The organism is Pseudomonas sp. 14P_5.3_Bac1 (genome assembly GCF_025466135.1).
Taxonomy (GTDB): Bacteria; Pseudomonadota; Gammaproteobacteria; order Pseudomonadales; family Pseudomonadaceae; genus Aquipseudomonas.
This window is the reverse complement of the sequence record NZ_JANLOF010000061.1, coordinates 24,572-36,355: the sequence shown is the minus strand read 5'-3', so window position 1 is coordinate 36,355 and position 11,784 is coordinate 24,572. Positions and strand designations below refer to the sequence as shown.

The following is an 11,784-nucleotide window of genomic DNA, read 5'->3' as shown; positions in this document are numbered from 1 at the left end:
CACCCGTCCCTAATGAAAGTTGCCAGCAAACGTGACCACACCGTCGGCTTGCTCATGGTCCAACCAACTGGTCCAGCCCAGGCGACAGACATTGCGCGCGCCAATGTGCAGGGCTCTGATTTCACCGGCGGCAAGCACCAGGCGCAGGTCGTATTCCAACGGGTCTCGCGTGGTTAACCGCACCAGTGAACACAAGGGCTGGTAGCCCTTCCCCGTGGGCAGGAACGCGTGAAACTGCTGCCAGCTCAGCGCCAGGACATGCACCCTGAACTTCCCGCTGCGGTCGCTGACCTGATGCCCCAGCACCAGGTCCTCACCGAGTTCGCAGCGGGTGATACCGAGGCTATTGCGCTGAAAATGGGCAACCTCCACACGGCGCTCAACCCATTGTTCGATGAACACCGGGGCATGCTTGAAGTAGTACCGCAGCACGGCTTCGATCAAGGCGGCCGAATGCACGCGCAAACTCAACAGCCCCAGGTAAGGCAACAGGCGTTTGCAGTCCAGTTGCGTGGTACCTCGTATCGCGTTGCCACCCAGTCCGATCAGCGCAAACATCTGCTCCGAGAACGCATCGCTCGCGCCAGTCTGGAAACACGCTCGATAGCGATATTTACGCCAGATCGGCCACACCAGCCGATGCAGTCGGTGGTGGAATAGGTCGAGGAAGTCGCGAGTGGGGTTACCGCCGGAAAGCTCGCCAAACGCCTGCTCTGCATAGAACGCTGGCAGCGGTGACCCGGCCCCGACCAAACCCAATATGTTGAGCCGCAGGCGAGCGCGTAATTGCCCGCGCTCCATAAAGAACGCCACGCGATCGATATCGTGTCCGGCAAACCCCAGACCTGGATTGGCCTGAAATTCCAACAGGTCGTACAGCGCGTCTTCATCCATCAGCGGATGAGCTTCGCGCAATCGCTCAATCACCTGCTCAATTGCCTGGAACAGTGTGTACTCACGAATGCCGCAACAGAGCGCATTCAAAGCAGGGGCTGTTGCCCCATGCGGGATGGCCATAGGTACACGTCTCCTTGTGTGCTGATGACTCGTAACTCGTGATAAGAGTTGAGGCTGGCGTAGAGCGCAAAGAACTCATTGAGGACCGAGGCGAACACAAACAGATCGCCCTGACCGAGAAACCCCTGGGGGTCGACTGTCAATTCCACACGTAGGCCGCGAATGGGTAACCCACGGTGCAGTCGGTCAACCGGCTCATGGCGAATGGACTGCAGCGCATCGAGTCTTGTCTGACTGACCTTTTGCGCCTGCCGATCGTGATAGCGCGGCAGGTCATAGGTTTCGAGAATCACTTTCAAGGCATTGATATCGGTCAACGACAGATAGTTGAGCGACATATTGCTGATCAGCTTCCACAGGAAATCCTGGTCCAGCGGCGGCGCGAAGCTCGCCGTTGGTGCGGTGATGTTGCGAAACGTCAGTGATTCCGGTGCCTGCTCGCAGGGTTGGTTGATGTCGCCTGGCTGCAACTGCCGAGGCAGGTTGCAGTTGGTGCAAGTCATTTCGATCGACAACGTTTCCTGGACTTTACCTTCGCGACTGCCAAACCCCATCCAGGTGTCGAGCCCTCCATGCTGCTGCGACGAGCGCTGGCGAATGCTGTAGCTGGCCGGCGCTGTAGATCGGTCAACCCCCCAGTCATGCTCAAAGGATTCGAACGGCACATAGGCCTGGTAACCCAACCCGCCAGGGCGCCAGCCAGTGACACTGTCGACGGAAAACACGGCGGCATTGCCCGGGGTATATTCCCCCGGCACCAGAAGGTACTCATCCTCTTTTCCATTCAGGCGAATGGGGACCGCATCATGTTTGAACAGGTTGGCAATGGGCGTGCAATACAACTTCACGTTGTCCAGCGTGGGCTGTTGCAGTGCGTGCCCATGGGTGCGCAGCTCAAAGCGCAGCACCATGCCGCGGACCTGGCCGAGCCGTTCAGGGGCAAGTGTGTGCAGCACACCCAGCCCCTCGATATCGACAAACAGGTACTTTTCGGGAAAGGCGAAGTACTCCTGCAGATGGCGGTAACCGCGAAACGTATTCTGTGGATACGGTATCAACGCCTCGTCTTGCGAAAACCCCACCGGCTTGACCTGGGCAGCGCCCAGCCGCACCGTCATTGGTTGCCCATCGTTGCCCTTGACCGGCCCCCCTTCGCCATCCAGTAACAGCAAGTGAATGCCATCCAGATGTCGCAGCAAACTGAGGTAGAGCCCCTGGCTGATGTAGCGGTCGCCCGACAGGTGCAGTCGCAGTGATTCAAAGGTTAACTGGCCGAAGTTACCCTCGACACTCATGTCCAGGTGCAAATCCAACCATGCCCCGTCACCCTGGCACTTGAAGTCCAGACCTGTGAGTTGCAGTGGCATGACATCAGTGGTGTAGCACGTCCTGAAGCGACACCGCTCACCCTGGATAAGAACACTTTCTACCGCCGTATCACGGGCAACCCGAACGGCGGGACCTGCACGTTTCAATGGGTCAAATTGCAGGATGCTGAAGGCGGGTATTGGCCGCATGTAATTGGGCCACAGCAAATGCATCAAGGAATGCGTCAGCTCCGGCAGCTCGTCGTCCAACTTCTGGCGCAGGCGACCGGTCAGAAACGCAAATCCCTCCAGCAATCGCTCAACATCCGGGTCCTGGCCGCTTTCAGCCAGAAACGGCGCCAGTGCGGGATTACGCTCGGCGAAACGCCGCCCGAGGTGCCGCAGGGCGCTGAGCTCGCTTTGGAAGTAACGGTTAAAGCCCATCGGCGCAGACCTCAACCCGCCCGCCATCCACCAGGCGCGCCTGGAACACAACGGGCTGTGTGACACCGTCAACGATCAGCGCGGCTTCGATCGCAAAGGCCAGGGCCAGAGGTTCAGTAGCACGCGGCAGCACCTTGACCTGTACATTTGCCAGTCGCGGCTCGTAGGCACGGATGAATCGCTCGATCAAGGCGCGTGAGCGGATCAAGGACTCGTGCAGGCTAAGCCGCATGTCATTGAGATCGGGCAAACCATAGTCGGGCAGTGTCTGAACACTGCCTGCCCGGGTGCTGAGCATTTTCCCCAGGTGTGCGGCGACGGACGCCACACTGCACCGCTGGGTTGATGCATCGCCTTCGAGGCGTTCGAAAAGGCTCACGTTATGGGGCATCCGCCGGCTTCTGCTCATTCTTTATCGAGCTTGCCGACCAGGGACAACGTGAAGTCAGCCCCCATGTACTTGAAATGAGGGCGCACACTCAGGTTGACCCGATACCAGCCTGGCTCTCCGTCGACATCACTGACGACAATGCGTGCTGCCCGCAATGGCCGGCGACCGCGCACTTCGGCACTGGGGTTTTCCTGGTCGGCCACGTATTGGCGAATCCACTTGTTGAGCTCCAGCTCCAGGTCCGTGCGTTCTTTCCAGGAGCCCAGTTGCTCGCGCTGCAAGACCTTGAGGTAGTGCGCCAGACGGTTGACCACCATCATGTAGGGCAATTGGGTGCCGAGCCGGTAATTGAGTTCGGCTGCCTTGCCCTCTTCACTGATGCCGAAGGTTTTGGGTTTCTGGACCGAGCTGGCCGAAAAGAACGCCGCGTTGTCACTGCCCTTGCGCATGGTCAGGGCAATAAACCCTTCTTGCGCCAGTTCGTACTCGCGCCGGTCCGAAACCAGTACCTCTGTAGGAATCTTGGTTTCGATCTCGCCCATGCTCTGAAAATGATGCAATGGCAAGTCTTCTACCGCGCCGCCACTTTGCGGGCCGATAATGTTCGGGCACCAGCGAAAGCGCGCAAAACTTTCAGTCAGGCGCGTGGCAAAGGCGTAGGCCGTATTACCCCAGAGGTAGTGCTCGTGGCTGTTCACCACGTTCTCTTGGTAGGCAAAGGTTTTAACTGGGCAATCAATCGGATCGTAAGGGGTTCGCAGTAGAAAGCGTGGCACAGTGAGGCCGATATAGCGGGCATCTTCGCTCTGACGAAAACTTTGCCATTTGGCAAACTGCGGGCCTTCGAAATGATCCCTGAGATCCTTGAGGTCAGGTAATCCAGTAAAGCTTTCTAATCCGAAAAAAGCCGGCCCCGCAGCAGCGATAAAGGGTGCGTGGGCCATGCAGGCAACGCTTGAAGCGTATTGCATCAACTTCACATCAGGCGCACTGGGTGAAAGGAAGTAATTGGCGATGATCGCGCCCACCGGTTGGCCACCAAATTGTCCGTACTCAGCGCTGTAGATATGCTTGTACAGCCCGGACTGGGTAATTTCCGGCGAGTCTTCAAAGTCATCCAGCAGGTCTTGACGCGAGACATTGAGCAGCTCGATCTTGATGTTTTCTCGAAAATTGGTGCGGTCGATCAGCAACTGTAGGCCTCTCCAGGAAGCCTCCAGCGCCTGGAAATCCGGATGATGAAGAATCTCGTCCATTTGCTGGCTGAGCTTGGTATCAATCTCGGCGATCATCCGGTCAACCAGGCGTTTCTTAACTGGCTCAGCGCTGTTATGGGGTTTGAGCAACTCTTCGATGAAGGCCGACACGCCGCGCTTGGCAATGCCGTAGGCCTCGTCATCGGCGCTCAATAATGTCTGGGCGATGATAGTGTCGAGAATGCTGTACTCGCCGCCAGCCTGTGCCGGCTGCAGGTTCTGTTGAGTGGTCGTCATGGTGTCAGTGTCCTTTTACTGAAGGGTTCAGGTGGTCGGGCCGCTCAGCCCCAGCTCGGCGAGTACGCGCGCACGAGACTCGTCATCGGCCAGCGCCTGCTCAATGGCTTTGCGAAAGCTTGGTGTGTTACCCAGCGGCCCCTTGAGTGCCATCAACGCCTCACGCAACGCCATCAACTTTTGCAATTCGGGTATTTGTTCAACCAGGTTTGCGGGGTTGAAGTCCTTCATCGCGTTAATCCGAACCTCGACGGATAGCTCCTCGATGCCACCCTCCTCCTGCAATCGATTCGGAACGCTCAATGTCAAGCTCAGCGCTTGTTTGGCCAACACCTCGTCAAGGGTGTTTTTGTCGATAGCAATGGGCTTTCGATCCTCAAGTTTGCGCAGATCTTCGCGCTGGCTGAAATCGCCCAGCACCAGTAACTTCAGTGGCAGTTCGACTTCCTCCTGCACACCGCCAATGGCAGGTTTGAAGGTGATATTGATACGTTCCTTGGGTGCTACCGAACCGTCTTTGAGCATGGTGTTTCTCCTTTTTCGGTGGGCTCGCGAGCCTAATCAAGCACCGCTTCAAGATCGAAGTGGCACAACCTGCGATGGGTGACTTCCTTGCGCTCGCGCACGGCATGGTCTTGTGGCAAAAGGTCATAACAGCGATACAGGAGCCGGGAGACTTGAAAGGCCAGTTCTGGCTCCCAGCGCTCCAGGCCCGCCTGTTGTAATTCAAGGTCCAGTTGTTCGAGCTGGATCCTGCCCAGTTCGTGTTTGCCTGCTCGTATGCATAATCTGGCCAGCGCCAATCGCCAATGAAAGCGGGTCCGGTCGCCGCGGGCGGCGTGCAGTCCTTCTTTGAGCGTGGCAATCGCCGCCTTCAGGCCCTCTTTGCGCAGCCTGGACATAACGGCCTGCAAGGCCGTCTCCCAGGGCTCGTTTCCGGCGTCAATGACGGCGGTTGAAGGCTCGGCTTTATGTACGTGGCGAAGGACGTGGAGCGTGATCCAATCGCACGTCGCGGGGTCGGCAAATGGGGTGCCGTCATCAAACCTGAACTCCGGCAGACTCGGCAGGCGCTGCAGCAACAACGCAAAATTCATTTCCAGCTCGGTCATGGCCCACTCTGCCTGCAGGGCTTCGAGGCACTCCCAGGCCATACGCAACCCGTCAAACCAGAACAACGCACCGGCCAGGCTCGCTTCAAGCTCAAGCAAAAGGTCGGCGTGATGACCTTGGGTCAGACGGTTCTGGTAGCGTTTGAGTTTGTCGTGAGGAAGCCCGCGCAAAGCGGTTATTCGCTCACTGTTGGCGTCGGGATAGTTGGTAAGCGCCAGCCAGGCCAGGGTGCGGCTCAGGCGCAAGGCACGCAGATCAGTGGCACTCTGGCGCAGCCACCAGGCGCACAGTGGCCGAGCCTGCTCCTGCAATGCCCGCAACAGTTTTTGCGCGTCTTTTTCGTTGTTGACCGGCTGTTCAGGCCTCAGCAGCTGCGTTGCCACCTGCTTGACCTGAGCGATGGCACCCGCAACACCACGTGGCTCGGAACCGCCCTGCAGGGCAAGCGCCAAACGCTCCGACAGTTGCCTGCGGATCGGTAACAACAAGGGCGCGTCGTCCCCCAGATGTTCACGCCACAGCTCGTCGAGACTTTCCAGGTGTTCCAAAAGCGCCTGAAACAATGGCACTTGATCGGTAAGTGAAAGATGCTTCGTGAACAGGGGGTCAAGCCGCAACACCAGCCAACCAAACGCAGCCATACGCGTACGTGATTTAGCAGGGTAGACAATCGCCCAGTGATGCTTGCACAGATGAAGCAGTACGCCGAGGCCTGCCAGAAGCCCGGGGAATGAATCGCGCTGGTGCAACGCCCAAGTCAACCAGACGGCGACGCGCAGATCCTTGGAGTGCTCACGCAAAACCCGCTCGCCGAGCTCGCTGACGCGCTGCCAATCCGGCACGCCTGCACCATGTATCGAATGTGCCTTGCCGAGTTCGGACTCCAGGGCTTCATACTCACTCGAAAAACGCATATCACAGCCGGCAAAGCCCCCTGACGAACAGGGTAAGCGCGCAAGTTCAAGGTGATAAGCGTAGAGCGTGTCTGAATAAACCATTCCGGTCCGCACATAACTGTTCAAGGCAAGGGCGACAAACTAACCGCAATCCACATACGCATTAGAAGGCCAATTAATCTTCGTTCAGCACGTGACGAAGTAGGCGAACCTTAGCCATACAACAATCAATCATCAAGCGGTCAACCCGCACTTAAGTATTTTCCTACAAAGCCAATAAAAACGGGCCTGCGCAGCTATTTGCGCACTTCAAGCGCATTGATAAAACCGAATACCTTGCGCACCCGTGTATTCATTTAATAAAACAACATGAGCAACTAACTGCGCACACTCGCGCAAACATCAACACGAAAATAAGCGCCTATCGACGACAACTTTCATATATTTAAACCAACAACCCTCCCAACCCCTTTATTCCATTGGCTCTCATTATTTCAGGCACGCTTTTTGTTATAGGCAATTGCCCGATGGCAAACACGCCGTCGGGATTACCTACTCAATCAGGCAAGGAAACCAGTCATGCCAACACCCGCGTACCTCACTATCACCGGTGTCAAGCAAGGCTTGATCACGGCAGGCACATTTACTCAGGACTCGGTAGGCAATATTTATCAGGAAGGTCATGAGGATCAGATCCTCGTGCAGGCGTTTGCCCACCAGGTGATCATTCCCCGCGACCCACAATCGGGCCAGCCGACCGGCCAAAGGGTTCATAAGCCTCTGATGGTCAGCAAGGTCTTCGACAAGTCTTCACCGCTGCTCTTCAGCGCGCTGACCACGGGTGAAGAAGTGTCATGTCGCCTGGAATGGTTCCGTACCTCCTCGGCTGGCACCCAGGAGCATTACTTCACCACCGAACTGGAAGGCGCAACCATCGTGGACATTCAATCGCGGATGCCCAACTGCCAGGACCCGGACAACGCTCATTTCACTCATTTGGAGGATGTGTATTTCACTTACCGCAAGATCGTCTGGACCCACGAAGTCGCCGGCACTTCAGGCTCGGACGACTGGCGTAGTCCGGTAGCCGGCTAACATCGGCTCAGGCAGAAGCGGCCGCCAGGGACGGCGCCGCGCCTGCTTGGTTGGCTAGACCATTGCCAGCGGATGCTTGCGCTTGGGTGCGCCGAACACGCGATCGATCGCGTCCAGATCGTGCTCATCGAGCTTGAGGTTCGCGGCACCGGCGTTGAGCCGCACATGCTCGGGCGTAACAGCCTTGGGAATTGCGATCACGCCGTCCTGACGCAACACCCAGGCAAGGGATACTTGAGCGGGCGTGACCTCATGGCGACGGGCGATCTGCTTGAGCGTCGGGCTGGACAACAACTCACCCCCCTGGGCGATCGGGCAGTAAGCCATCAGCGGCAAATGGTGCTGTTGCCACCATGGCAGCAAGTCGAACTCGATACCGCGCTCTTCAATGTTGTAGAGCACTTGGTTGGTTGCACACGCCGGGGATGCAAGTTCCTGCAGATCTGCCACGTCAAAATTGGAGACGCCCCAACGGCCGATCTTGCCGGCCTGACGTAATGTTTCGAAGGCTTCGACGGTTTCTTCGAGGGGATACTGGCCCCGCCAGTGCAACAGATACAGGTCGATGTAATCGGTATCCAGGCGCTGCAGGCTGGCTTCGCAGGCACGGGGCACGCCCTTGCGACTGGCATTGTGCGGATAGACCTTGCTGACGAGGAACACCTGATCACGTTTACCGCGAATGGCTTCGCCGACCACTTCCTCGGCTCCGCCTTCGCCATACATTTCGGCGGTATCGATCAGGGTCATGCCCTCGTCGATACCCAACTGCAACGCGGCAACCTCGGCGCTGCGCCGGTCCGGGTTTTCACCCATGCGCCAGGTCCCCTGGCCGATGACAGGGACGGGAACGCCGGCCAGATCGATGGTGCGCATGACAACCTCCTGATGAGTTCGCGGATTAACAATGTGGCATTGGGCGGACAAAAGGGTTCAATCGAAGTATGGTTGCCCTCTGAAAAGTCGCCAGGAAGGACCTGCAATGCTGTTTGTCGTGATGCTCGGGGGCAAGCACCCGCGGGCCAGAATTGAAGTTCACGATGTGGTGTTCGCTGTAGCGAACACACTGCAAGACACCTACCCGCAATTGCGCGATGGTTGGTTCGGCAGCCCCAAGAGTGTGCACATCGACTCATGGATGGCAGTGGATGGCGTTGATGGCTGGAAAGTTGAACTCAGCCACTTGGCCCCGCCTGCCGGCGCGCACCATCTGTACTTCATCAACCTGGGCGGCTACGAAGCCAACGCTTTCGGCGAAGCCCATCACTATTTGCTGGTGGTCGCCCGCGACAAAAAGGAAGCGAAGAGCAAGGGGAAACAGCAGATGCTGCGCCATTGGTCCCAGGCCCATACCGACGGCGTGATGGATATTGACGACTGCCTGCCCATCGACCTGGTCGACGGTCGCTACCTGCACTTGGTGCAAGGTTCGCACAGGCCAATCGTGCAACAGAACGACTACATCGTCCTGCCCTGAGGTTATCCCTACCCGAACGGGGTATGGCGCCCACCCTCGACCTGCCTGACAGTGCAATCAGTCCCCGACCTGATAACACGCACAACTCAAGGTGGGTCCGCCATGCATAAAGCCTTTATCGCCCTGTTCAGCGCCTTATTGCCGGGCGCGCCGCTGATCGTGGCACACCACAGTTTCCCGCAGGCAGCGCAGGAAAAAGCCCGTTGGCTGAAACGCTACGCCGCGTTTGCCGTGGACTGCGGCGTGCCCGCGGCGGATGCCGAGCGGGCGATAGCGGCGATCAGCGCACAGTTGCCGGTGCTGTCTCCCGAGGAGGACGCTGCCTTGATCAGCCGAGCCGGCTTCGAAGGCGTGGAGCTGTTCTATACCGGCTTCAGTTTCAAGGGCTGGGTGGGCTACAAGCCGCGCTAACGGCTTACCAACTGCCCGACGCACCACCGCCGCCACTGGAACCGCCGCCACCGGACGAGCTGCTGCTGGAGCTGGAACCGGAGCTGCCGGAACTCGAACCAGACCCTCCGCCCGACCCCGAGCCGCCATCGGAAATGCTCTGGATAAAGACAATGAACGCCACGACCGAGGCCGCCGGTATCGCCAGGATCCAGCCCTGGTAGCCGTGCCCAAGCATAAAACCGACCGCCACATAAACCGCCGCGACGGCCAACGCACGCACGAAAAAAAAGCGTGGTTTGGTCTTCCAGGACTCGCGGATGACGAAGAACAGCCCCACGTACAACGCCAGCACCAAGGCGCCGCCAAACGGCAACGCCAGCCAGTGTACGAAGTTGACCGCCACAAAGTGGTCCACCACCAGCAACCCGACGATATACGCCAGCGCGCCCACCACGCAGTAAAACACCGCGCGCGCCAGCCACAGGGCGCCGAACGTGGCGCCGCCGATCAGCAGGGTCAGCGCAAGTACCAGCAGGTATAGCGGCCACTCATGACCGCCGGCATAAATCGTCAGCAACACCGTCACCACGACGGTGGCGATCAGCGCACGGCGCCAGTGCAGCTTGCCGGCAGCGATCAGCACACCGCCGATGGCGCCCGCGATAAATGCCAGCAGTACTGCGATGATCTGCGGGTTAACCTGCGGCGCGGCCTGCTCTGGCAGGTCGCCGCCGTCCACCAGCACAGTCAAGTCATTGACCGCTTGTTGCACGCCGCCCGCGTAGTCGCCCTGGCGAAACGCCGGCGTGATGTGTTCTTCGATGATGCGATGGGCCAACAGATCGGTGACCGTGCCTTCCAGGCCATAGCCCACCTCGATGCGTACCGTATGGTCGTCTTTCGCCACCACCAGCAGGATGCCGTCGTTGACGTCCTTGCGCCCCAGCTTCCAGGCGCGGAACAGTTGATTGGCATAATCCTCGATACTCGCGCCGCCGGTAGTGGGCACCAGCAGTACCGCGACTTGCGCGCCTTTGCGCTGTTCAAGGGCGGCGAGTTGGTCTTTGAGGCGCGTGGTGATGCTGGCGTCGAGGGTATTGGTGAGGTCGATCACCCGCTGGTCGAGGGCGACGCCGATGGGCGAGGTCTGCGCCTGGGCAGTGCTCAGCAGGCCGATGAACATCAGCGCCAGTAGACTCAACACGGATTGCCGCAGCATCGCCATCATGTTTGATACCTGAAGTTTCATCCTGAAGGCGCCGACTTTACCTTATTGAAACGTTCACACGTAGGCCGTGCCCTGCATGATCGGCTGCACGCTGCCGGTCAATACCACACCGCCCTGCCCGTCCCACTGCACCGTGACCGTGCCGCCGTCGCACTGCACCTGCACCGTGTCATCCAGCAGGCCGCGCCGGATCCCGTTGACCACCGCGGCGCAGCAACACGAACCGGAACCCAGCGGCACGCCGCCGCCGCGCTCCCAGATGCGCAGACGAACATGCGCGCGGTCCAGCACCTGCACGAAATGCACATTGGTCCTGGCCGGGAACAGCGCATGGGTTTCCAGCGCCGGACCTACGGCTGCCACGTCGATGGCGGCGAGGTCATCGACAAAAAACGTACAGTGCGGGTTGCCCATGCTGCACGCCGCCGGGTCGCCCTTGATCGGCAAGAGAAGGGTCTGCATAGCGGCGGCCAGCGGTACTGACGACCACTCCAGCGACGGCGCGCCCATGTCCACCGACACCCGCTGGCCCGCCGCGCGTACGCACGTCAGTAGGCCACGGTCGGTGCGCAGCACAATCGAATCGGTGCCGGCTTCGTGCATCAAGCGGTCGGCGACACCTCGCGTGGCACTGCCGCAGGTTTGCAGCGGCGTGCCGTTGGGGTTCCAGAATTTGATACGCGCGGCGGCGTCAACGCCGTCGAGGATCACCGCCAGCTGATTGAAACCGATGCCGGTGTGGCGGTCGCCCAAACGGCGGGCGACCTGCGCGGTGATCGGGTCGTCCTGGCCACGGCGGTCGATGATGATGAAATCATCGCCATGGGCATGCATCTTCACAAAGGGCAATGTCATGGGTTGTCCGGTGGGTGAGTGCGATGGGAGGGTGAGCATACGGCAGTTTCATCCAGACCGATTCGACCGCATGTT

General features: G+C 59.0%; 12 protein-coding genes. 3 read left to right on the top strand and 9 right to left on the bottom strand.

Annotated features, from left to right (window positions below; translation table 11 throughout):
* Window positions 1–9 precede the first annotated feature (9 nt).
* The 6 genes from tssG to tssA are packed head-to-tail and all read right to left on the bottom strand — an operon-like array spanning window position 10 to window position 6,763.
* Window positions 10–1,017, bottom strand: coding sequence for a type VI secretion system baseplate subunit TssG (tssG, locus tag NTD89_RS16550; RefSeq protein WP_262208645.1), 1,008 nt, complete (start codon window positions 1,015–1,017; stop codon window positions 10–12).
* Window positions 981–2,768, bottom strand: coding sequence for a type VI secretion system baseplate subunit TssF (gene tssF / locus NTD89_RS16545; protein ID WP_262208643.1), 1,788 nt, complete (start codon window positions 2,766–2,768; stop codon window positions 981–983). Before tssF ends, tssG begins: the two co-directional genes overlap by 37 nt.
* Complete coding sequence (gene tssE, locus NTD89_RS16540; RefSeq protein ID WP_262208642.1) at window positions 2,758–3,159, bottom strand: type VI secretion system baseplate subunit TssE; 402 nt, start codon at window positions 3,157–3,159, stop codon at window positions 2,758–2,760. The genes tssF and tssE overlap by 11 nt, the downstream gene beginning before the upstream one ends.
* 14 nt (window positions 3,160–3,173) lie before the next feature.
* Entirely contained in the window at window positions 3,174–4,652 is a 1,479-nt protein-coding gene (gene tssC, locus NTD89_RS16535) for a type VI secretion system contractile sheath large subunit (RefSeq protein ID WP_242197319.1), read from the bottom strand.
* A 27-nt stretch (window positions 4,653–4,679) separates the two neighbouring features.
* A complete protein-coding gene (gene tssB / locus NTD89_RS16530; protein WP_242197322.1) occupies window positions 4,680–5,177 on the bottom strand; it encodes a type VI secretion system contractile sheath small subunit in 498 nt (165 codons plus the stop codon).
* Between the two features lie 32 nt (window positions 5,178–5,209).
* On the bottom strand, window positions 5,210–6,763 hold the full coding sequence (gene tssA, locus NTD89_RS16525) for a type VI secretion system protein TssA (RefSeq protein WP_262208641.1): 1,554 nt from the start codon (window positions 6,761–6,763) through the stop codon (window positions 5,210–5,212).
* 477 nt (window positions 6,764–7,240) lie between these two features.
* On the opposite strand from tssA, the gene NTD89_RS16520 reads away from it, so the two are divergent.
* Window positions 7,241–7,756 (top strand): Hcp family type VI secretion system effector, encoded by a 516-nt coding sequence (locus NTD89_RS16520; RefSeq protein ID WP_106577823.1) that lies wholly within the window; start codon window positions 7,241–7,243, stop codon window positions 7,754–7,756.
* Window positions 7,757–7,810: 54 nt separating this feature from the next.
* On the opposite strand, the gene NTD89_RS16515 is transcribed toward NTD89_RS16520, so the two are convergent.
* Window positions 7,811–8,632 (bottom strand): aldo/keto reductase, encoded by an 822-nt coding sequence (locus NTD89_RS16515; protein ID WP_262208640.1) that lies wholly within the window; start codon window positions 8,630–8,632, stop codon window positions 7,811–7,813.
* A gap of 106 nt (window positions 8,633–8,738) precedes the next feature.
* Here NTD89_RS16515 and NTD89_RS16510 point away from each other — a divergent pair, with 106 nt between their 5' ends.
* Together NTD89_RS16510 and NTD89_RS16505 are read left to right on the top strand one after the other, a co-directional pair.
* Window positions 8,739–9,233, top strand: a complete 495-nt coding sequence (locus NTD89_RS16510; protein WP_262208638.1) for a DUF1543 domain-containing protein — start codon at window positions 8,739–8,741, stop codon at window positions 9,231–9,233.
* A 102-nt stretch (window positions 9,234–9,335) separates the two neighbouring features.
* The gene (locus NTD89_RS16505) at window positions 9,336–9,644 is read left to right on the top strand and encodes a hypothetical protein (protein WP_262208636.1); all 309 of its coding nucleotides are present in this window, start codon (window positions 9,336–9,338) and stop codon (window positions 9,642–9,644) included.
* Between the two features lie 4 nt (window positions 9,645–9,648).
* On the opposite strand, the gene NTD89_RS16500 is transcribed toward NTD89_RS16505, so the two are convergent.
* A complete protein-coding gene (locus NTD89_RS16500; protein WP_262208634.1) occupies window positions 9,649–10,854 on the bottom strand; it encodes a TPM domain-containing protein in 1,206 nt (401 codons plus the stop codon).
* 54 nt (window positions 10,855–10,908) lie between these two features.
* On the bottom strand, window positions 10,909–11,709 hold the full coding sequence (gene dapF / locus NTD89_RS16495) for a diaminopimelate epimerase (protein WP_262208632.1): 801 nt from the start codon (window positions 11,707–11,709) through the stop codon (window positions 10,909–10,911).
* Between the last annotated feature and the right edge of the window lie 75 nt (window positions 11,710–11,784).

What these genes read in the sequence shown, in the direction of transcription:
- tssG (WP_262208645.1), bottom strand. Translation starts at nt 1,017, where the DNA reads ATGGCCATCCCGCATGGGGCAACAGCCCCTGCTTTGAATGCGCTCTGT.
- tssF (WP_262208643.1), bottom strand. Translation starts at nt 2,768, where the DNA reads ATGGGCTTTAACCGTTACTTCCAAAGCGAGCTCAGCGCCCTGCGGCAC.
- tssE (WP_262208642.1), bottom strand. Translation starts at nt 3,159, where the DNA reads ATGCCCCATAACGTGAGCCTTTTCGAACGCCTCGAAGGCGATGCATCA.
- tssC (WP_242197319.1), bottom strand. Translation starts at nt 4,652, where the DNA reads ATGACGACCACTCAACAGAACCTGCAGCCGGCACAGGCTGGCGGCGAG.
- tssB (WP_242197322.1), bottom strand. Translation starts at nt 5,177, where the DNA reads ATGCTCAAAGACGGTTCGGTAGCACCCAAGGAACGTATCAATATCACC.
- tssA (WP_262208641.1), bottom strand. Translation starts at nt 6,763, where the DNA reads ATGGTTTATTCAGACACGCTCTACGCTTATCACCTTGAACTTGCGCGC.
- NTD89_RS16520 (WP_106577823.1), top strand. Translation starts at nt 7,241, where the DNA reads ATGCCAACACCCGCGTACCTCACTATCACCGGTGTCAAGCAAGGCTTG.
- NTD89_RS16515 (WP_262208640.1), bottom strand. Translation starts at nt 8,632, where the DNA reads ATGCGCACCATCGATCTGGCCGGCGTTCCCGTCCCTGTCATCGGCCAG.
- NTD89_RS16510 (WP_262208638.1), top strand. Translation starts at nt 8,739, where the DNA reads ATGCTGTTTGTCGTGATGCTCGGGGGCAAGCACCCGCGGGCCAGAATT.
- NTD89_RS16505 (WP_262208636.1), top strand. Translation starts at nt 9,336, where the DNA reads ATGCATAAAGCCTTTATCGCCCTGTTCAGCGCCTTATTGCCGGGCGCG.
- NTD89_RS16500 (WP_262208634.1), bottom strand. Translation starts at nt 10,854, where the DNA reads ATGATGGCGATGCTGCGGCAATCCGTGTTGAGTCTACTGGCGCTGATG.
- dapF (WP_262208632.1), bottom strand. Translation starts at nt 11,709, where the DNA reads ATGACATTGCCCTTTGTGAAGATGCATGCCCATGGCGATGATTTCATC.